The organism is Streptomyces albus subsp. chlorinus, assembly GCF_013302895.1.
Taxonomy (GTDB): domain Bacteria; phylum Actinomycetota; class Actinomycetes; order Streptomycetales; family Streptomycetaceae; genus Streptomyces; species Streptomyces chlorinus.
The window spans coordinates 135,887-156,239 of record NZ_VJOK01000001.1 but is presented as its reverse complement, the minus strand read 5'-3'; the positions used below and the strand labels follow the sequence as shown (position 1 = coordinate 156,239).

Genomic DNA, 20,353 nt, shown 5'->3' with positions numbered 1-20,353 from the left:
CTTCGGTGGTGCTTCGGTATCGCAGACGGATGTGCGTGCGTGCAGGTGGAAGGGAGTGGGAGGACCGCGAGTGCCACGGGACGCGGACGAACCCTGCGGGGCGGACGAACCCTGTGGGGGGGGAGGGTGCGCTTGTGGGGAAGGAGCGCGCAGGAAATGAGACCAACGGGCGTCCCATGCTCACGGGCAAACGTAGATGCGGGCGAATTTGTCTGTCAAGTGATAGGAATCGGATGACGGTCAAATTACACTGAGGTCGTGGACGAGGAGCACAAGGCCAGACTGTTCGAGCTCGCCGACCTGATTCTGGCGATCAGCCGGCACCTTCACGCCGCCAAGGCGGACGCGGCAGAGCCGTGGACGCCGCTCGAAGCGGCGGTCATGCGCTTCATCGACCATCGGCCGGGCGCCACCGCGACACAGGCGGCCGAGGCAACGCAGCTGATCTCCAGCAACTTCAGCCGGGCACTGCGCAAGCTGGAGCGGAAGGGGATGGTGCGCCGCGAAGCCGACCCCGCCGACGCCCGGCGTGTGCGCCTGTATCCGACGCGGAAGGCAGGTGAGAACCTGGCGCGTCTCCAGGACGCCTGGAGCCGTCTCCTGGGCGAGGTCGTCCCCGGCACCGCTGAGGTGGACGCGGCGATCGCCACACTCCGACGCGTCGAGTCGCAGCTCCTGGAGCGAATCCGCAGCGGTGCGGACCGCGACTGAGCGGGTCGCTGAGAGTCGAGTGGATCAGGCGACCCGTCGGCGCCACCAGCGGTCGCCCCGCACGGACATGACGCTCGCCCCATGCGGGCCGCAGTCTTGCTGATGTCGCCGATCAACCCCCTTGCTGAGCAAGTGACTTGAGGTGTTTTTCACTCGGCTCCGAAGGGTGTGTCCCTTCGGGTTGCGAGGCTTCGAGAGGCCAGAGGTGTCGATGCTCTTCGAGTGAGTGCGTGGCTCCCACACCTCCGTACGGTATGACATGCGTCACGTTGGCGGAGTGCTAAAGGTGTAGACCCCCACCCTGAAGCCGCCGTGAAAGGGCAGCTCATGCGCGTGTTACCTATGGGTAGAGCATTACCGCGCGCGACGCGTTGCCTTCATTGTGTGATTTTCAGTTCCCGGAGCCATGCGTGAATGCCCGGTTCGAGGGGTTGAGTAGCCGTCACTCGAACGCGACTCGCCGTGACGTGGGTCACCGCGCCGTCGTGCCACTCCTCGACGAAGAGGCCCCATGACAGAAGACGCCCACACCACCGCCGCCGCCTTCAGCAAGACCGCACCGGGAGTGCTGCCGAGACCGATGCCTCTGGAGTTCGAAGCGCTCTGGGTGGCCAACCAGGAGGATTTCCACCAGTACGCCCGCCTGGTGTCCGGCAGTTGGCAGGCCGCTGAAGAAACGGTGCACCGCGCCTTCCTGGAGATCCTGAACCTGTGGGACGAACTGCTCCACTCGCGCAACATGCAGGCCGAGATCTGGGCGATCTTCCGCAAGACGGTGGTCTCCCAGGAGCTGAACGCCTTCCGGGAGGGACTCTCCCGCCTGGAACCGGAGGAGGAGATCGGCCTCTACCGCGCGCTGCGGAAACTTCCCCCGCGCCAGTTCGACGCCATCATCCTGAAGCAGGTGATGAACCTCGAGACCGACAAGATCGCCTGGTACCTGGGCGTGACCACGCGCACCGTCGACTATCACTGCCGCAAGGCCAAGGAGCGTCTGGAGCAGGCGGTTCCCTCCTACCTCAAGGCCGAGGGGGACTCCAAGTGAGCAACATCTCCACAAGCGTCGACACCATGCTCACTTCGCTCGGCCAGTCGCTCCGTGCCGAGGAGCGCGTCTTCGACGAGGCCGCCGCGCTGCGCAGGCTGGCAGGGGAGGCCGGGTACCGCACCCCGCCGCCCGACCCGCCCTCTGCCGTGCTGCCCGATCTGCCGGCCGCGGCCAGCCGGCAACTGACCGTCGTCGTGAGCTGGGGACTGGAACAGCCCGGCGCCGTCGAACACGTGGAGCGCCTGGCCGAGGCGATCGGTGAGAGAAGGGGCACCGGCATCGAGGACAGCTGGATGCTCCTGGTACGTCTACGCGACCTCGCGGAGATCGATGTGGACGGCGCACATGTCTTCGCCTGCATGCTCCACCAGGCTCAGCACCATGAGAGCGCCCAGTTCTGGTGGCAGTTCGCCGCCGGAGCCGGCAAGGGGATTTCCGCCTTCTGCCTCCACCTCCACCACCTCAGCCGGGGCGAGATACCCGAAGCCCAGCACTGGTTCCGGATGCTCGCGGCCTTGGAGACCCGGGAGATGCTGGACGCGGTCTTCTTCCGGGCCACCCGCCAGTTCGCCGCCTGGCAGTGGCGCCACGGGAAGCCCGCCATCGGTCAAGTGCCTGCTCTGACCGACGAGGTCCACCGGCTGGCCACCCTCCAGGACGCCGACGAGGTCCTGGTGTGCCGGCCCGACCACGAACTGGCCCTGCGCCTGCAGGAATCGGCCTGAGAGCACGGACAGCGAAGAGCCCGCCCGGCGGTCTCCGGTTCCGAGGCCAGTGGACCGCCGGCGGGCTCCTCATCCCTCGAGAACGCCCACAGAATGGACGGCTCTGCCATGCAGCGTAAGCCTCCGCGCGCCCTCGTACCGGACAGTTCCACGACGCCGAACGCCTGCACCTCTTCGCAGCGCAGACGGTGGCATGGGCGCCACTACCGCCTCCTTGCCGCGTGTCTGCTGCGGGGCCTTGCCTACGGCACCGGCACAGGGATCGCCGGTCTCCTCGCCTACTGGGCCCAACAGCATCTGTAGACCGGCCGCCGGCTCAGCGCCGTGCCCTCAGTCCCTCGATGAGCAGGCCCAGGCCGAACTCGAAGAGCTGGGTGAAGTCCGTACTGGTGAGCGCGGGCAGGCCGGCCTCGAGGTTCGGATACGGTCCGGTCGCCACCGTGTCGGCGAGGACACCCGGGTCCGCCGTGCCGCTGCTCTCCTCCTGGAGGGCGGCCTGCTCCTCCAGGGTGTGGCCCACGGTGAAGTTGGCCACGGTGTAGAGCGCCCGCGCCGCGTCGTCGTCGGGGAAACCCGCCGCACGCATGACGCCTACGACCGTGTCGGCGAAGCCCAGGATGTTCGCCCCTGTCGAGTGCGTACCGGCGAAGACCCGCGCGCCGTCGCGACGGGCGAGCAGGGCTGTGCGCATCGCGCGGGCCAGGGCGGCCAGTCGCTCGCTCCAGTCGTCGCCGCCCGCATCGGCGGCGGCGTCCGCGACGCCGTCCATCATGCGCTCGGCCATCGCTGTCAGCAGGTCCTGCTTGGTCGCGAAATAGCGGTACAGCGCGCCGGCCTGCACGTCCATCGCGTCGGCGAGCCGCCTCATGGTCAATGCGTCGAGCCCTGACCGGTCCAGCAGGTCGAGGGCTGTCCGCAGGGTGCGCGCACGGTCGAGTCGCGGGGGCCGGCCCCGGGCCGGGCTTGACGAGGAGCTCATGGATCCCAGTATAGTGAACCTTGTTCACGTGAACGTCGTTCACAAAAAGACAAGGACACTCCGATGAACGTCGATGTGATCATCGCGGGAGCAGGGCCGACCGGGCTCATGCTCGCCTGCGAGCTGGCGCTGGCGGGTGTGCGGACCCGGATCCTGGAGCGCCGCACCGAGCCGCAGCGGGATTCGCGGGCACTCACACTGCATCCGCGCAGCCTGGAGCTGATGGATCAGCGCGGGCTGCTCGACCGGTTCCTGGCGCTCGGCCGGACCGTGCCCGGCTGGCACTTCGCCCAGCTCCCCACCCATCTGGACTTCTCCGCGCTGGACTCCCGGCACGGCTACACGCTCTTCCTCGCCCAGGCCCGCACCGAGGCGCTGCTCGCGGAGCGGGCCCGTGAGCTGGGCGTGGAGATCCTGTACGGACACGAGGTCGTCGCGCTGAGCCAGGACGACGACGGCGTCGAGGTGCGGGTGCGGGGCCCCCAGGGCGTCGGCACGCTCCGCGCCCGGTTCGCGGTCGGCTGCGACGGCGGGCGCAGCCGGGTGCGGGAGGCCGCCGGGATCGGCTTCCCAGGCACCGACGAGACCCTCACCGGCGTGCTCGGTGACGTCGCCGTGATCGACGACGACCCGGCGGTCCTCGGCGCGGCCCGGGCCCGTGGCATTCTCGTCGCGCCGCTGGAGGACGGTCTGACCAGGCTGGTCTACGTGGATCCGGAGCGGATGCGGGTGCCCGCGCGTGAGCCCGTGGCCTGGGAGGAGTTCCGCGCCTCTCTGATCAGGATCTGCGGATCCGACTGCGGTGTCGCGGAGCCCCGGTGGCTCTCCCGCTTCGGCAACGCCACCCGGCTCGCGGAGAATTACCGCTCCGGCAGGATCCTCCTGGCCGGCGACGCGGCCCACATCCACTTCCCCGCAGCGGGCCAAGGGCTGAACACCGGCCTCCAGGACGCCATGAACCTCGGCTGGAAGCTCGCTGCCGCCGTCCACGGCTGGTCGCCGCCCGGGCTGCTGGACAGCTATGACGCGGAGCGCAACCCGGTCGGCCGGGCGGTCACCGAGAACACCGAGGCGCAGACGCTGCTCGCGGAGCTGACGCTCGTCCCGCAGTACCAGCGGCCCGGAGCGGCACTCCGCCAGCTCCTCGACGAACTCCTGCAAATCGAAGAGGTCAACCACAGTCTCGCCGCCCAGGTCTCCGCGCTCGGCACCGCCTACCCGCCCGCGAACCCCGGGGCTGATCCGCTGGTGGGACGGCGGATGCCCGATGTCGGACTGACCGCCACCGGGTCGGAGGCGACGCGGGTCTACGAGCTGCTGCACGAGGGCCGGTTCGTCCACCTCGACCTCGCGGGCGACCCGCAGCTCGGGGCGGCCGTCGCGGGCTGGGGCCCACGTGTCACCGCCGTCACCGTCACGAAGCGGGACGACCACCCGGACCTGGAGGGCGTGAGCGAGATCCTCGTACGCCCCGACGGGCACATCGCCTGGGCCACACGCACCGCAGACATCGTCACGCGCCGTGACGAGCGGCACGAGGCGCTTTCCGCCTGGGCCGGAACACACTCCTGAACCACCGAAAGGGCTTGGACATGTCTGTAGAACGCCTCAACCCCCCGGCCGTGCACAACCCGTCCGGGATGATCAGCCAGGTCGTCACCGTCGAGGGAGAACGGCTGGTGCACCTGTCGGGCCAGGTCGCCTGGGACGCCGAAGGCCGGCCCGTCGGGCCTGGTGACCACGAGGCCCAGAGCGCGCAGATCGCCCGGAACATCGAGGCAGCCCTCGCGGCCGTCGGTGCCACCCGGGACGACATCATCATGGAAACCGTCTACGTCGTGGACTACAGCCCCGAACTGATGCCTGCGATCTTCGGACCGCTGCGAGCAGGTGTCACCCAGGCCCCCGCCAGCACACTGGTGGCTGTGACCGCGCTCTTCGCACCGGAATACCTGCTCGAGGTCTCGGTGGTCGCGGTGGCGCGAGACCGAGAGAGCTGAGGCGGGGAGGGCTGAGACCGGGAGAGCTGAGGAGGTGTCGAGGAGGGGCCTCGCGGATGGCGGCCGCCCCGGTCTCCATCCGCAAGCCGGAACGCGCGTCGTACCGGGACAGGTCCGCGCCGCGGCCTCGTCGATCTCGGCGGCAGCCCGGTAGGCGTGCGGTTGTGCCGAGCCGATCAGCGACTCGGCCTGCGCGACGGGGAGTCGCGTGGCGGGCGCGGCGGCCTGGTTGGCGTAGAAGGGGCAGGTCACGGCCCGGCTCGGGGCCCTCCGCGAAACCAGGTCGAACGCGGCCTGCGCCAGCCCGGGCCGGGCTCCGGCGGGTACCGCCGCGGACACCGGTGCGAAGGCCGGCGACAGACGGTCTCCTTGGTGCGGGGGGCGGTATACCGGCCCTCCACCGTGTCCGGTGACGATGGGGAGCGGTGGCCCGGAACAACGGCCGCGAGCCGTCCCGCACACGTCGTTCCCGCCCGAGCGCCCGCCCGCCCGGGGAAACGGTGGCCCGAGAAGGCACGCCTGGTACGCCACCGGTGGGCAAACTTGGTACACCGGGCGAAGCCGCCGCCGGCCTCGGCGGTACCGTTCGTTGGTGTCGTCGGTCTCCAGGCCGGCAACCGCTGCTGGAGGATGATTGCCATGCATGATGCCGTGCCCTGTGGCCGGGCGAGCATCGCGACGGCGGGAGCCCCGCCCCGAGCGCCGGGCGCTGCCACGCCCTCCTCCGGCGGAACACGTCTCCGGTTCCCGGCGGTACCGGTACCTTCCCACCAGCCCACGCGAGGATGTGGTCGGCCATGACGACAGTGACGACCGGTCGGATCGATCTGCACCAGCACCTCGTGCCGCGCGGGTACCGGGAGGCTTTCGCCGCAGCCGGCGGGGAGCACGCACTGCCCCAGTGGAGCCCGTCCGCGGCGCTGGCGATGATGGACGAACACCTCATCGCGACCGGGGTACTGTCGCTTTCGACCCCGGGCACCCACTTCGGTGACGACGCCGCGGCACGGCAGCTCACGGAGCGGATCAACGACGACCACGCCGAGTTGGTCAAGGACCGGCCCGACCGGTTCGGCATGTTCGCCACGCTCCCGCTGCCCGACGTGGACGGAGCGCTGGCCGCCCTCTCCCATGCCTATGACGACCTCCGGACCGATGGCGTGATCCTGCTCGCCAACTACCAGGGGACGTATCTGGGCGACCCCGCCTTCGACCCGGTGTTCGCCGAACTCGACCGCCGCGGTGCGCTGGTGCTCGTGCATCCCGCCGAACTGCCCGGCCCGAGTATCCCCGGACTGGCCCCGCCTGTCGTGGACTTCCTGCTCGACACCACCCGGGCGGCGGTCAACCTCGTCCTGCACGGCGTCGCGAGCCGCTACCCCCATGTGCGGATGATCCTGTCCCACGCGGGCGGCTTCCTGCCCTATGCCGCGCACCGCATCGCCAACCTGACCGGCGCGAACGAGTTGGTGACCCCGCGGGCGGGCCTTCATCCCGGACTCGACCAGGAGGCCGTGCTGGAAGGGCTGCGCGGCTTCTGGTTCGACACCGCTCTGTCGGGCAGCCCCTCCGCCCTGCCCAGCCTGCTGGCCTTCGCCCGGCCCGGGCACGTGGTGTTCGGCTCCGACTGGCCCTTCACCACCCCCGAAGGAGTCGACTACTTCACCAGCGGGCTCGACGCCTACCCCGGTCTCGACGCGGCCGGGCACGCCTCGGTCGATCGCGGCAACGCAGAGGCGCTGCTTCCCCGGTTGGCCGGCTGAAACCGGCCTCTTCCACGCGGCTGCAGCCGACACCGTGCCGCCACGTGCCCTGGGCGACACTGAGCAAGCCGAGGTATGCGCCGAGATCGCGGAGTGCTCGGCGGCGATCTCCCTGACGGCTGGGCGAAGGTGACCCTGCGGTGGTCCGAGCATGGCCGTCGGCGGTTCGTCGGCCTCCCTGGCCGTCGTGGCCGAGGACGGCAGGAGTCTCAGCGCTGTGGGAATCCCGCGGGGCGTCACGGAACTGTGCCGGCGGCTGCGGCTGGGGATGTACACGGAGACCGGCGGCACTTGGTTCTGCTCGGCACGATCCGGGTGGTCGACGCGGTCGCCCCTCGCGAAATCGTGGTGAAAGGCGTGCGCGCGCGTGCACCGTCGGGCCGCGCGGACTGGGCGGGCCGGCCTGCCACGGCTGCGCCCGCGCGGACGGCATCGTGCCCAGCCTACCCGATCGGGAAGGACAATATTACTTATCTCATGGAAAGATCGGTATGCCGGAAATTCGTTTCTCGCTCCAATGCGCTGGGCATGCAGTCGGTTGCCAAACGAAACCCTCAAGAGCGGTCGGAGTTCACGCCACTGCCGTCGAGTTGGCGGTGAGCCTCGACGGGGCCCGCGTGTTCGGAACTCGGAGCCTCAGGTTTCGCGGTGTCGACAAGTGAGGAGAAGCAGTGGGGTCCACACGTTCTGCCTTGGCCCTTACGGCGTTAGCAGGTCTGTTGGCGGGGTTCACAACCGCCGTGGCGGCACCCGCCTTCGCTGCCCCCGGCGTCACACCACAGGGCGTCTGCGGAAAAAGCTACAAGACGGTGAACTCGATGCCCGTGCGGTCGTTGGGAACCGTCTATCTGACCTACAACTCTTCCAACGGCATGAACTGCGTCGCGACGATCCGCCAAAAACCCGGCCGGGCGGTGAGCATGTCCGTGTGGCTCGAAGTCCCCGACACCGGAAGCGCGGCTCAGGACAGCGGTCAGTACACCTCACACGCGGGGCCGGCCTACCTCAGAGGCAAGGGATACTGCGTGAACTGGGGTGGCAACATCGACAACAGATTTGTGCAGGTCTACAACTCCAATTGCAGCCTCAGGGAGCACCGGGTCTCCTTCACACGTTGACCCTGGTGTGTGTCTGCTCTGGGGGAGGAGCGTTTGAGGACGGGCCCTCGTCTGTTCAGGACGGACGAGGGCAGACGCATGCAGCGTTCGATCGATCAACGTCCAGTGACCCGGAATCCTGCGGGAATGAAGACGTGGATACGGCGGTTCCACGTCATGGAGGACTCATCGGAGTCCTGCTCGACCCGGTCGCACACTGTCAGCGGACCAGGGCGGCGATGCCTCCCGTGAGCAGGCCCACGACGAGGATGACCGGGCTGCCCTTGAGGGCAGCGTTCAGGTGGAACCGCAGGTCGCGGTATTCCGCCATGCCCTCGGTGCCGGGCAGGACCAGCAGGCGGGGGCGCAGCCCGGCGAGGACCATCCAGTCGAGGACGACCAGGTCCCAGGCGGTCAGGGTGGCGAAGACGAGTGCTGCGCAGACCGCCGCGGGCAGGAATTCCAGGCCGTCGGCCAGTGCGCCGTCCAGTCCGATCATGGCGGCGGTCATCAGCGGCAGGCCGCAGACGCCCCAGACGAACACGCCGAAGAGGGTCGCCACCCGGCGTCCGCGGGCGCTCTTGGGTTTGCCGTACCGGCGCTGGATCGCGGGCGGGTAGTCGTCCAGCAAGAAATCCCTGCTGGCGGCCGCGCCAGCGAAGACCGCCGCCGTGAAGAACAGGCTGAGCACCAGCCCGTATCCCACGCCGTAACCCACCACCGCCGACCACCGCACACCGGCCCTCCCGACACTCTCCCCACCCAATCTTCGGTAAGGCTTACCTAACCTCCTCGTGTTCCCGAAGTCAACGACCTTTCCGCTCAGTCGGTCCACGGCGGCATCAACGGCCGGACCGGTGGGCACAACGTTCCGGGCAAACCTGGACTCGCCGGTCGGCTGCCGGGTAGGGGGCGGGGTGTACATGATCGAGTGCTAGGAGTCTCAGGTGAGGAAAGGTTGGTCACGGCGGGGGATACTGGGCGCCTCTGGTGCGGTACTGCTCGCCGCGGGATGCTCGAGCGGACCGGACGGCCACGATGTCGGTCCCTCCGAGGGCTCGCGCCCGGTTGACGGGCCTGAGGGGGCGCTGGGCGCGAACTTCAATGAAGACGCCGACAGCGTCACTTTCAATGAGCTGCGCGACCTCTCCGCGTGCTGGCTGCGTGGTTTCGTCCCACTGCGCGAGCTGCCGGACGAGGTTGCCGAACAAGCCGCGGTCAAGAAACTGCTGGCGGCCCATCGCGACGGCTATGGCACGGTGCTGTCGCTGAAGTTCCCGTTCAACCACCGCTCGATACCGGAGCCGGGCAGCGCCGCGATGGCGGTGCAGCTCTCCCGGGTCGACAAGGTGCTGGAATCCGTCCTGGACAGCGTCGACGTCCTGGCCATCGGCAACGAGCCGTTCATCGAAAGCCTGCCGGAGGACCGCCGCTCGGGCGCGCTCAACTCCTTCTACGAGAAGGTGGCCACACATGTCATCGCCTACCGCGAGAAACATTTCCCCAAGGGCTGCCGTACCCGGCTGTACATGGGGGCGCTCAACCACCTCGACCAGCCGGACAAGCGCACAGAGGCCACCGGGCGCTGGCTGTCCTTCGTCCGCGCCACTCCGCAGATCGAGGGCGTGGACATCCACCCGCACGTGTCCTCACCGCAGGGCGCGCAGGCGTATCTCGACTACATCCTTCCCCGGCTCCGCAAGGACCAGAAGTTCCTCGTGACGGAGTTCTCCTTGGTGCAGCTGTGGGAGCAGCACCTGAGCGACCCCGTTCCCGCCGGGTTCGCGCGAAAATACCGTATACCGCAGGACACCCCGGTGTGGAAGCTGATCAGGGACGCGATCGAGCAGCCGATGCCGGCGGGGAAGTGGCGGGACTTCCTCTCCATGAGCCCCTGGTTCGAGAGCCACCAGCACTTCTTGCGCAATCAGGTGCGTGCGTTCCGCCGCACCGGCCGCCTCGCCGTGGCCACGTACGGGGTCAGCCAGGCCGCCGCCATGACCGAGGACTTCGGCCCCCGCAAACAGCCCTGGCTGCTCAACAGCCTCTACTCCAACCGCACCGTCGAACCGTCCCGTGACGGCCTGCCGGCCCGCTCCTACGGGTTCTTCGACGACTTCCGCGCCCTGCAACGCGAGCAGGACCGCCGTCCGGTGCGGTGGAAAAAGGTCCCCACCTGACCCCACCTGGCCTCGGCGATCAGACGCCCGCGCGCGGGGGCTTCGAACGACGCTCCTCCTCCGACCACGGTGCTTTCAGCCGTGCCGCACACCCCTTCCCTCCGCCGGCACCGTCACGTTCACCTCGCCGCAGCCGACGTGCCTCGCCTCGGCCTTGACGTACGAGGGAAGCACGGCGAGACCCAGCGATCGGCGGTCCCGGGGCGCGTCGTCCCCCTCCGCGGGCTCCTTCTCCCACGCCACGAACGCGGCCCGGCCCCGTCGGCAGTCCGCCGTGTAGACGCTGAGGCCGCCCGCGTGGGCGCCCTTGCCGTCGCCGCCGAGAGGGTCGGCGCGCTCTCCGAGTACACGGGCGACGAGGCGCGCGAGTCGCGGATCCGCCACGGTCGTCAGCCGGATCCTGTTCAGACCGAAAGGCCGCCCCACGTCACACGAGCGGACCCTGCCCGGGATGGGCCCGTCCGGCTTCGTACCCGGTGTCGTGCGCGCCGCGGACACGTCCTCCCCGCGGGCCCAGCGGGGCAGTTCCACGCCCCGGAGGCCGCACAGCCGGTCGTTGTCCACTGGCGTGACGCTCTTCCCCTCCGGCGGGCCGGGCAGCCTCGGCGGGTCGGGATACCGGTTCTCGCAGCCATACCTTTTCATGACCCCGTTGACCAGCCGCACGATCGCGCGCGACATCGCGTCGAGGCCCCGCCGCGCATCGACCTCGTTCACGTAGGAGGGGTCGGACGCCCCCGAGGCGAGCGTGACCACCCGCAACGGCGGCTTCTCACCCGGCTCGTAGGTCCGTTCATGGCAGCTGGTCGGCAGCGCCACCCAGGCGCGCTGGGAGGACGCCATGCCGGTGATCCCGCCGCCCAGCGGAGTCATACGGGAGGAGAGGTACTGCCTCGACCAGTCCCACGCCTGCGCGCCCTTGAGCCGGCCCAGCGTCCGCACCGAAGCGGTGACCTCCGACTCCAGCTCATCGGAGCCGAACCCCTGCATGCTGCACTCCGTGTGCATCTGGTCCACCGTTGCCCGGCGCAGCGGCAACTCCTGACTGCGGACATCCGTGTCGGAGAACAGCGCCCCCGCGACTTCGGGCGAGAGCGAGCCCCAGCACATGTCCCGTGCCAGAAACGGCAGTTCACCGGCGCGCCAGCTCATGATGCCGGTGCCGAGCAGCGCCCCGACAAGCGCGCCGATGACAGCGGTGCCGCCTCGGCTGCGGGCGGTCCGGCGCAGGCGTCCGGGAGACTTTGGGGCGGAAGGCTGGGCGGCGAAGGTGGACGGATCGGTATTCCGCGGCTCGCGGGCTGACGCTTCGGGAGCATGCGGTTCGTGGTTCAGGTTCACGTTCAGGTTCCGGTCCTGCGGTTCGCAGGCCCCGGACGCAGAGACATACGGCCTTTTGGGCTCGTGACCGGCAGCTTCGGTCTCGGATTCCTCCGGCTTGTCGTTCATATCGCGCTTCCTCTGTGGTCTTCCCCGGCCATTCGCGTGGCCCTGACCTTTCCACCTGTCCACCTGCCGACAACCGACAGGGGAGAAAACGAAGTTGGGGGACTGGTGAATCCGCGTCACATATCCGGGGCGGCGGGCTCGGGCCCGGGAGCCGTCCGGGTGCAGGGAACGGACGAAAAAGCGGCGGCCCGCCCCCGCACTCACTCGTGACCAGCCCGCTCTCACCCCCGCTCAACGGCCCCGTCCCACAGCCCGGGGCGGGAGGTTGCCGAGTTGCTGCCCGCCAGAACCGCCCCTTCCCAGGAACACGAGGCGGCACAGGCGAGGACACGGGCGAGGGCACGGGCGAGGGCACGAGCAAGGTGTCGCGCTGAGGTGTCCGCACCGTCTCCGCCACGCTTCTCCCTCCCCCGTTCCATGAGGCTCCCGCCCGCTGTTCGACGGGCGACAACCCGAGGAGACTATCCACCCTGTGGTTCACCCAGCATGGCTGCCACCCATGGACGCAGGGATTCGAGGAACTCTTTCCGGGGATCGCACGAGAGACGGCCATCGCGCTCACCATGGCCACAGCCGCGTACAGGCTGCCGACCACGGCCCATCGGAGGATGTACCTGGCCTCCGCCGATGTGACCCGGCGGAAGGAGCGCTTGGCTGCCGTGAGGGTGATCGGCAGAAGTACGCCGACGGTGACGCCGCATCCGATGCCGTCAGCCGGCCAGTACGCGGCCAGACCCCACAGCTCGTCACCGAGTCACAGCGACACTGCGATGAACCCGCACAGGGCTACGACGGCGGCGGCCTGCTTGGCGTTCGTCTTCGGGCTCGCCTTGGAACGGCTCATCAGCGGGTCCTTTCGGTGGTCTCGTGCGAGCGGCCGATGCGTGGCCCGCGGTCGCGAGCCCGCCGCGCCTGTGAGGAGTACGAGGTGGGCGGGCGCATGGCGCGCTACCTGCGAGCGGCCGACTGCGCCAGGTGAACCAGAGCGGCTGCGATGCGTTGCCTCATCAGGCTCGGGCCTTCAGCAGGCACGGTTCCCGGTTTCCGCGCCTGCGGGGTGGTGGTTTCGCGGACACCGTATCGGCACGGTCCGGACCAGGAGCTGCCGGCCGTGGGGGTGTACGAGCAGAGCGACGAGGTCGTCGGCCACCGGGGCGGGGGAACCACGGGAGGTGCAGGGTGGTGTGCTCTGCGACGAGGCCGGACAGGCCCGGCCAGCACCGCGGAGCTTGCCCGATGTCATCGTAACGATTACTGTTACAACAGGGCGCGGAGAAGTGAGGAGGTGGAGTCCGATATGAGTGCCAACAGCAGGCTGACCATTGCGGCGCACGCCCTGACATGGATCGGGCTGTATCAGCGGCGCGGTCACGAGGTCGCCACTTCCGAGCAGATCGCCACGAGCGCCAACACCAACCCGGTGGTGATCCGCCGCCTGCTGGGCGAGCTGCGCAAGGCGGGGCTGGCCGATTCGCGGCGCGGCGCGGGGGCGGGTTGGATGCTCGTGCGGGATCTGGCGGAGATCACCCTGCTCGACGTCTACCAGGCGATCGAGCCCGGACCGGTCTTCGCCCTGCACCCCGCGACCCCGGACCCCGAGTGCGTCGTGGGCCATGGCATCGGGCCGGCGATGAGTGCCGTGTACGACAAAGTGGAGGCCGCCCTGCGCAGGGAGCTGGCCAGGACCACGCTGGAGGACGTACTGCGGGACATCCTGAAAGCCGCCTGACCTCCGACCGTTGGCTCCCTGGAGCGAAGGGGGTCGCGCCCACATCACTGTCGTAACGAAAATGGTTACATCAAGGCTGGAGAAACTCATGGGACAGCTGAACGACAAGACCGCCCTCGTCACCGGCGCCTCCAGCGGCATCGGCCTGGCGATCGCCCGCCGGTTCGCCGCCGAGGGTGCGACCGTCTACCTCACCGGCCGCCGCAAGGCCGAGCTGGACGCCGCCGTCGCGCAGGTCGGCGCCCGGAGCATCGCCGTCCAGGGTGATGTCTCGGACCTCGGCGACCTCGACCGGCTCTTCGCCGAGATCACGAACCGCAGCGGTCGCCTGGACGCCGTGGTGGCCAACGCCGGGGTCGGGGAGTACAGCCCGCTCGGCGCGATCACCGAGGAGGAGTACGACCGCACCACCTCGATCAACCTCAAGGGAACGGTCTTCACCGTCCAAAAGGCACTGCCGCTGCTGACGGCCGGCGCCTCGGTGATACTGCTCTCCTCCAGCTCGGCCCTGCGGGCCACCCCGGGCCTGGGCGTCTACGCCGCGACCAAGGCCGCGATCCGCAGCCTCGCCCGCACCTGGGCCGCCGAACTGGTCGGCCGCGGAATCCGCGTCAACGCCCTCACCCCCGGCCCTGTCGAGACCCCGGGCCTGGAAGAGCTGCTCGCCGCTTTTCCGCACGGTGATCGGCCCAGCGCGGTCGAGCCCGCCCCGCCGACCCCGCTCGGCCGCGCCGGGCGTCCCGAGGAAGTCGCCGCCACCGCCCTCTACCTGGCCGGCGACCACAGCAGTTTCACCACCGGTGCGGAACTGTTCGTCGACGGCGGCGCCACACAGCTTTAGGCGTCAAACCTGCGACGCCGACGCGTTCGGCGCTCCAGGACGCGGGTCGGCGAGATCGGAGTGCGTGTCAGAGCCTCCCCGTTCGCCACCTACATTCCTCCCGCCCCCGGCGGGAGGAACGGCAACCAGGTCGCGTTCTTCGCCGGTGACGAGGAGGGCGCCGAGACCCCTTCGCGCGGCTGCTGACCGAATGCGGTTTCGCGCCGGTCGAGCTTGGTGCGCCGGTCGACCTTGGCGCGCTGTGCGAAGGCAGGGCGCTCATGCGGCTCGGCGGGCCGCTGAGCTTCGAGCACTTCCTGTTCCAGGGCTGAGATGCGACCGATACCTGGGGCAAACGAAGAGATAAAGGATAAGAAGGCAAGAAGGGTTAGAAGGGTAAGCACGATGGCAACAGATGCACAGACCTCGCGGACCGTGGCCGAGAAGTTCGTGGAGCGCCTCGGTGGGCAGGACCCTGACGGTATCCAGGAACTGTTCGCCGAGGAGATCGACTGGTACGTCCCCGGCAGTGACGCGCTGCCCTGGACCGGGCGCCGTACCCGCCGGGAGGAGGTCGCGCCGTACTTCACCACGATGTGGCCGCACTTCGCGCCCGGCAGGAGCAAGGTCGCGCTGGACCGCGTCATCGTCGACGGTGGTGACGTGGTGCTGCTGGCGGTCTGGACGCACACCGCTGTGGCCACGGGGAAGGAGTTCACCACACCCGCGGCCATGCACCTGGTGGTCGAGGACGGCCGGATCGTCCGCATGCACCTGTACGAGGACACGTTGACCGTCGACGAGGCGTTCAACGCAGGCTGAGCGGACGGTAATCAGGGGCCCAACGCGTCCGGGGCGGCCCCGGCCGCACCCGGCGCGCCCGCTTCCACCATTCCGCCCCCCAAGGCCCGCGTCGGGGAACGCAACCTCACCGACCAGGTGCGTGCCCTGCGCGAGGCCCTCCCGCCCCTGACGGCTCCGGACGTGCGACGGCCCCCCAGCGCGCCTGGGCACTCCCGAACAGAAGTGCCCAGGCGCCCGGCCGGCCCGGAGACAACCGCCGCCGACGAGACGAAAAGCCAGTGACCGCCCGCTCACACGGCACACTCCAGGCTCACACGTCCCTCATCCCACTCCCTGTACCGCTCGACCAAGCACTTGGCGCGACATGCCCTTGACGCCGCACCTGGGCAAGGCTGCACTTTTCTCCATGCCGAGACACAGGACTGTGGTCTTCCTTCTTCCCCTGGCGCTCCTGGCTGCGTGTGCGGAGGAGAAAGCTCCAACGAAGAACGCAGCCTGCGCCGAGGGCGACGCCCGCGCCGACCTCAAGGGGATGGGTTCTGGCAGCAGCGGGGACGGCGACCGCACAATGACCGTTGAGTTCCAGATCACGAACAGTACGGCCGCGACGTGCGACTACGACTTCAAGTTCGTCTACACGGACCTCAAGGGCAAGCAGCGGACACTTACCGCCGACATGGGCTCCAAGGGTCCCGACACCTGGCGTGCGGTCGGTCCAGGAGAGAACCGAACGCACGACATCCAGGACGTCCCGGCCAAGGCGCCCGGGGAGGACTGGGAAGACGCTTCCGGGGACATCTCCTCCGAACACCTTGTCGCCTTCGAGCGGAAACCGCACACGGATTGACGACCACGAACTCCTTCTCCGTCATATCTGACATGTCTGACCGAACTCCGGCCCGGGGGCAGGGATCGCGACGGAGGCCGCTCTCACCGGTGATGCTCTTTGGTTGCTGTGGGGGAGCGTGCCGCGTATTCAAACTGAAGTAGGGTGCCCCGCCGCCCCTGGCGGGGAAGGTCCGCTCTCAAGGACACTGCCGTCCCCTGAGCGGTGAATGGACAAGGGGCGGTGGGGCCTGGGCACGTCGCACCCAGAAGGGCCGGAGGCTCTGGCCGCTGCGGGGCAACGGCCCTCGCAACCGGGCCCCCACCGCAGTGTTGCCAACCGCGGAGCCCGCGAATCCAGTTGATCGCTGCATCCAGCGGCCCGTCGCGCCCAGGGCGCACCACCCGCGTGGTCCCTGGGCGAGAGGCTGTTGCTTCATTTGAAGGAGGACGTTTCGACACACCCCTCGGTCACCCGCAACCACCAAGCCCGCTGTCCGCAGGCGGAAGGCGACCGGTCCCGCAGCCGGCGTGTCGGGCGATCCCGGCCCGGGCCGAACGTCGCCCACACGCCGGCCCTGCAGGGGTTTTCCGGAGCGCCCACCGGGGACCCGCACTCCGCACGGCCCGGGACGAGTCGGTGGCGGCAGGCCCTCGTCCGCTCCGCCGCCGAACCGGTCCCCGCCTGCCTGCACTCCGGGCTCTACGCGCCTCCCGGTCCGCCACCGTCTGCCGTCCACGCGCTGTCCGGAACAGGACCGGGGTGGAAGCCGAGGCGGATCACCGCGTACGTCTCTCCGTCCCTGGGCGGACGCGTCCAGGAGCGGGTGGTGCATGTGTGCAGCCGTCCGTTCACGAGGGCGTGTCGTGGCAGCTGGACGCCGAACTCCTGGGACACCGCTTCCAGCAGCGGCCGCTCCGCCTCCGCGACGCTCTCCGGCTCGCCGAGGAACCGGCTCGGGTCCAGCGCCGGGGGTATCTGCCCACTCCGCCGGACCTCGCCTTCCGCGTAGGTGAACGCGTACTGCTCGACGCCGTCCCGCGCCACCGACAGGTGGAAGAACTGCTCCAGGCGCTCTCCCTTCAGGCCGCTCCACACCACCACCGCGCGGGTGCCCGCGCCGACAGCCGTGGCCGGGGAGACGAACCGCTCCTTGTCGAACGGGGCCGGGGTACCGTCGAAGGCGAAGCTCCAGCCGGTGCCGGTGCCGGTGCCGGTGCCGGCCCGGCCGACGGCCATGACCGGCCGGTCGTCATAGGCCGAGAACTCCACCTGGCCGCCCCGCAGGCTGTCGCCTGCCTCCCACAAGGTCATGGGCTCGTTCAGTACGACGCCGTTCTGGTCTCCGGCCGTGCTCGCGTCCTCGTCCCCGAGACGGGCGGCCAGCTCCTCCGGCCCCAGCCCCTCCGCCAGGACGAACCGGTAGGACGCGAAGCCGTTGCCCGCAGCCGACTCCGCGAGCCATGCCAGATCGCCGGGATCGAGCGCGGCTGTCGGCTTCGGCTTCTCGCCCGCCATCCCGCCCCTGGGGGTCGACAGCAGCTCCCGGCCCCGCTCCGGGGTCCACAGCGGCCCGAGCACGGGGTCGGCCACCCAGCCCAGTGGGGCCAGGTGGTCCGGACCCAGTGGTTCCCACAGGGGCAGAGCGTTCATCAGCGTCCGCCACGCCCCATCGGTGTCTCCCCACCGTGCCAGCTCGCGCGCCCGCTCGACCGCCTCCCCGAACGGTCCGGTCGCCGCGTAGCGATAGGTGCCCCGCCTCACCCGGTCCAGCGTCGCGTGGGCCAGCGACACCACATCCTCATCGGCGCCCCGCAGATGGAACATCAGTATGGAGTCGTCGCGGTACGAGTGCTTTGCATGCTCGGCGACCAGCGGGGGCAGCAGATCGGGCGCGTAGCGCGGGTCGGACACCAGGTCCTCGAAGTGGACCGTGGAGGTCTCTGCGAGCAGGCGGCGTATCTGGTCGCCCAGTCCGGCGGCCCGCGGCCTGCCGTACTCCTTGGCCTCGTCCAGGGCCTCCTGGGCCTGCTCCCAGCCGCCGCGCAGAGCCTCCAGCCGGGCCTCCTCCACCAGCGAGTCCAGTTCTCGCGTCGTGTCGTTGGCGAACTCCGGTTCCCCGACGCCCGGCCGGGCCTGCAAACTGTGGAACTCCCGGTACAGGTCCTGCATGAGCTCGGTGAAGTTCGCATACCGCTCGGGTGGCTCAGCCCGCCAGCTCGCCCACGTGTACACGGCCCACTCGCCGCACTCGTCCACGTCCTCGGGGTCCAGGAGGATGTAGGTGGCGTCGGACTCGACATCGAGTTGCAGCCCGCGCCGCCAGATCTCGGCCTCTTGCCGCTCCTCGGGCCCGGCGTCCTCGTCCAGGTACTCCTCGAATATCTCGGCAAGCCCTGACTCGTCGTTGTGCCAGTGCGCGTCCGCCGTTCCCGCCAGCAGCCACACGAATTCGCCAGCGTGCCGCCACCCGTCGCTGACCTTGAGGAACCCCCGGTAGGAGGGCGGCATTCGCCGGCCGAGGCGTTCCTCCATGGCTGTGATCCGCTCCTCGGAGGCGGGCGGGAACCCCAGCCACCGCGCCTGGCGGGCGGCCTCGTCGTCCTCGGTCCGGTTCTCATCCGGCAGGCAGTCCGCCCACTCCTCGCTCCACCGCAGGAGGAATGGCCGCCAGTCGAATGCCGTGGTGTCCGTCATGGGCCCGATGCTGCCACCCGCCACTGACAGCAGCGCCTGATCCAGCAACGTCCCGCGGCACCAACTGCCCCCACTGGGGCCCGGATAGCGAGCCGGGCCGGCCTCGCTCGGGCAACGCGGGCCCTACGCCACTTCCCCGGCGGCCCTCCTCCGACCGTGTCGTTCGGCTTCCGTCTCATCGGTCGGTAAACCATGGGCAGAGCGGGACTTCCCTGTGCTTGTCCCGGCTCCATGGCGTCCACCGACCGCCTGCTCGCCTTCGCGGCCATGTCGGTCCTGCTGATCATCGTTCCCGGCCCCAGTGTGCTGTTCGTGATCGGGCGGGCGCTGTCGCAAGGGCGCCGCGCGGCGCTGACCTCGGTGGCGGGCAACACTCTCGGCGCCTACATGATCGTCGCGGCGGTGGCCCTGGGATCGGGTGCGTCGTGGAACGCTCGATCATCGTCTTCACGGTGCTCAGACTGGTGGGGGCCGCCTATCTGGTGTATCCCGGGGTCAGGGCCTGGCGGGAGCGCGGTTCGCTGCGGGCCTCGTTCGCCGACGGCGACGGGGGGGGCGCGGTGGCCTGTGCACGTTCGGGGAGGGGGGTCCTGGTCGGGGCCTCCAACCCCAAGACGCTTGTGTTCTCCGCGGCCGTACTGCCGCAGTTCGTCGACCGCGGTCAGGGGCGTGTCGTGCTCCAGATGCGCGTGCTCGGCTTGATCTTCAACGCCATCGCTCTCGCCTCGGACTGCGTCCGGGGCCTGGCCGCGGCCACCGCGCGGGACTGGTTCGCGCGCTCACCCCAGCGGCTTTCCCTGGTCGGGGGAGTCGGTGGCATCGCCATGATCAGCCTCGGCGTCACCGTGGCCGCGACCGGGCGCAAGGACTGAGTCCCGCTCCGGCGCCGGGGCCTGGGTCCGCATCGCCGAGCGGGCGAGGCGGATGAGGCCGGCCCGGAGCCGTTGTTCGCCGAGTTCTGGGAGAAGCGCGGCGACGTGCTCGGCGGCCAGCGCGGCGAGCAGGGCGTGTGCCGCGTGTTCGGGGTCGGGTGTGTCGCTCAGCAGGATCGCGGTGTGGCGGTGCCAGAACCGGTAGGCCCCGATCCGATAGCGGGCACCGACCGCGGCGGTCTCCGAGGTGCGGATGAGGGCCAGGTTCTCCAGCAGGTAGTCGAAGTAGGCGTCGATGAACGCGGTGAGCCGCTCCTCGGCGGCGGCTCCGGGGCCGAGCGGCGGCGGTCCGTGGAGGATCGCCTCTTGCAGCACGCGTTCCCGGGCGTCCAGAAGCGCGGCAGCCAGCCCGGACTTGTCGCCGAAGCGGCGGTACAAGGTGCCTTTGCCGACCCCGGCGGCCGCGGCCACCTGGTCCATGGAGACCGCTTCCACCCCGTGCTCGGCGAACAGCCGGGCGGCCGCGTCGAGCACGGCGGCGCGGTTGCGTGCCGAGCGTGCCTGCTCCTTCGGCGGCGGGGTGCGCAGGAGTTCCAGCAGCGTTGCAGAATCGGACTGCGGTCCGTTATTGTCTCGAGCCACACCCGGACTAT

At 69.7% G+C, this 20,353-nt stretch carries 19 protein-coding genes and 1 pseudogene; 15 read left to right on the top strand and 5 right to left on the bottom strand.

Annotated features, from left to right (window positions below):
* The first annotated feature begins 258 nt into the window (after positions 1 to 258).
* The 4 genes from FM076_RS00755 (at position 259) to FM076_RS00740 (ending at position 2,787) form a co-directional block, all read left to right on the top strand.
* Positions 259 to 711 (top strand): MarR family transcriptional regulator, encoded by a 453-nt coding sequence (locus FM076_RS00755; RefSeq protein WP_173868021.1) that lies wholly within the window; start codon positions 259 to 261, stop codon positions 709 to 711.
* A gap of 511 nt (positions 712 to 1,222) precedes the next feature.
* Positions 1,223 to 1,756, top strand: coding sequence for a sigma-70 family RNA polymerase sigma factor (locus FM076_RS00750; protein WP_173868020.1), 534 nt, complete (start codon positions 1,223 to 1,225; stop codon positions 1,754 to 1,756).
* A complete protein-coding gene (locus FM076_RS00745) occupies positions 1,753 to 2,484 on the top strand; it encodes a hypothetical protein (RefSeq protein WP_345944831.1) in 732 nt (243 codons plus the stop codon). Before FM076_RS00750 ends, FM076_RS00745 begins: the two co-directional genes overlap by 4 nt.
* Positions 2,485 to 2,592: 108 nt before the next feature.
* Positions 2,593 to 2,787, top strand: a complete 195-nt coding sequence (locus FM076_RS00740; protein ID WP_173868019.1) for a hypothetical protein — start codon at positions 2,593 to 2,595, stop codon at positions 2,785 to 2,787.
* Between the two features lie 13 nt (positions 2,788 to 2,800).
* Here the strand turns inward: FM076_RS00740 and FM076_RS00735 are convergent, their stop codons facing one another.
* Entirely contained in the window at positions 2,801 to 3,463 is a 663-nt protein-coding gene (locus tag FM076_RS00735; protein ID WP_173868018.1) for a TetR/AcrR family transcriptional regulator, read from the bottom strand.
* A gap of 63 nt (positions 3,464 to 3,526) precedes the next feature.
* Here FM076_RS00735 and FM076_RS00730 point away from each other — a divergent pair, with 63 nt between their 5' ends.
* The 4 genes from FM076_RS00730 (at position 3,527) to FM076_RS00715 (ending at position 8,344) form a co-directional block, all read left to right on the top strand.
* Positions 3,527 to 5,035 (top strand): monooxygenase, encoded by a 1,509-nt coding sequence (locus tag FM076_RS00730; protein WP_173868017.1) that lies wholly within the window; start codon positions 3,527 to 3,529, stop codon positions 5,033 to 5,035.
* Positions 5,036 to 5,055: 20 nt separating this feature from the next.
* Positions 5,056 to 5,463, top strand: coding sequence for a RidA family protein (locus FM076_RS00725; RefSeq protein WP_173868016.1), 408 nt, complete (start codon positions 5,056 to 5,058; stop codon positions 5,461 to 5,463).
* 797 nt (positions 5,464 to 6,260) lie between these two features.
* Complete coding sequence (locus tag FM076_RS00720; RefSeq protein ID WP_173868015.1) at positions 6,261 to 7,226, top strand: amidohydrolase family protein; 966 nt, start codon at positions 6,261 to 6,263, stop codon at positions 7,224 to 7,226.
* A 671-nt stretch (positions 7,227 to 7,897) separates the two neighbouring features.
* Entirely contained in the window at positions 7,898 to 8,344 is a 447-nt protein-coding gene (locus FM076_RS00715) for a spore-associated protein (protein WP_173868014.1), read from the top strand.
* Positions 8,345 to 8,543: 199 nt separating this feature from the next.
* On the opposite strand, the gene FM076_RS00710 is transcribed toward FM076_RS00715, so the two are convergent.
* Positions 8,544 to 9,059, bottom strand: coding sequence for a hypothetical protein (locus tag FM076_RS00710; protein ID WP_173868013.1), 516 nt, complete (start codon positions 9,057 to 9,059; stop codon positions 8,544 to 8,546).
* Positions 9,060 to 9,270: 211 nt separating this feature from the next.
* Here FM076_RS00710 and FM076_RS00705 point away from each other — a divergent pair, with 211 nt between their 5' ends.
* Positions 9,271 to 10,503 (top strand): hypothetical protein, encoded by a 1,233-nt coding sequence (locus FM076_RS00705; protein WP_173868012.1) that lies wholly within the window; start codon positions 9,271 to 9,273, stop codon positions 10,501 to 10,503.
* Positions 10,504 to 10,578: 75 nt separating this feature from the next.
* Here the strand turns inward: FM076_RS00705 and FM076_RS00700 are convergent, their stop codons facing one another.
* Positions 10,579 to 11,655: a hypothetical protein gene (locus FM076_RS00700; protein WP_173868011.1), complete on the bottom strand. Its 1,077-nt coding sequence runs from the start codon at positions 11,653 to 11,655 to the stop codon at positions 10,579 to 10,581.
* A gap of 1,594 nt (positions 11,656 to 13,249) precedes the next feature.
* Between FM076_RS00700 and FM076_RS00695 the strand changes: the two genes are divergently transcribed.
* From FM076_RS00695 to FM076_RS00680, 5 genes are all read left to right on the top strand, one after another.
* Positions 13,250 to 13,681 carry an Rrf2 family transcriptional regulator gene (locus tag FM076_RS00695; protein ID WP_173868010.1) on the top strand — a complete coding sequence of 144 codons (432 nt, stop codon included), beginning with the start codon at positions 13,250 to 13,252 and terminating at the stop codon, positions 13,679 to 13,681.
* Between the two features lie 88 nt (positions 13,682 to 13,769).
* On the top strand, positions 13,770 to 14,522 hold the full coding sequence (locus FM076_RS00690) for an SDR family NAD(P)-dependent oxidoreductase (protein ID WP_173868009.1): 753 nt from the start codon (positions 13,770 to 13,772) through the stop codon (positions 14,520 to 14,522).
* Positions 14,523 to 14,582: 60 nt separating this feature from the next.
* Positions 14,583 to 14,708, top strand: coding sequence for a hypothetical protein (locus FM076_RS34560; protein WP_274598774.1), 126 nt, complete (start codon positions 14,583 to 14,585; stop codon positions 14,706 to 14,708).
* A gap of 198 nt (positions 14,709 to 14,906) precedes the next feature.
* Positions 14,907 to 15,323 (top strand): nuclear transport factor 2 family protein, encoded by a 417-nt coding sequence (locus tag FM076_RS00685; RefSeq protein WP_173868008.1) that lies wholly within the window; start codon positions 14,907 to 14,909, stop codon positions 15,321 to 15,323.
* Between the two features lie 388 nt (positions 15,324 to 15,711).
* The gene (locus FM076_RS00680; RefSeq protein ID WP_173868007.1) at positions 15,712 to 16,152 is read left to right on the top strand and encodes a hypothetical protein; all 441 of its coding nucleotides are present in this window, start codon (positions 15,712 to 15,714) and stop codon (positions 16,150 to 16,152) included.
* A gap of 681 nt (positions 16,153 to 16,833) precedes the next feature.
* Here the strand turns inward: FM076_RS00680 and FM076_RS00675 are convergent.
* Positions 16,834 to 18,828, bottom strand: a complete 1,995-nt coding sequence (locus FM076_RS00675; protein WP_173868006.1) for an SMI1/KNR4 family protein — start codon at positions 18,826 to 18,828, stop codon at positions 16,834 to 16,836.
* A gap of 231 nt (positions 18,829 to 19,059) precedes the next feature.
* Here FM076_RS00675 and FM076_RS00670 point away from each other — a divergent pair.
* Positions 19,060 to 19,700, top strand: a pseudogene (locus FM076_RS00670) (LysE family translocator).
* Here the strand turns inward: FM076_RS00670 and FM076_RS00665 are convergent.
* Complete coding sequence (locus tag FM076_RS00665) at positions 19,608 to 20,342, bottom strand: TetR/AcrR family transcriptional regulator (RefSeq protein WP_345944830.1); 735 nt, start codon at positions 20,340 to 20,342, stop codon at positions 19,608 to 19,610. The pseudogene FM076_RS00670 and the gene FM076_RS00665 sit on opposite strands and share 93 nt — an antisense overlap.
* Between the last annotated feature and the right edge of the window lie 11 nt (positions 20,343 to 20,353).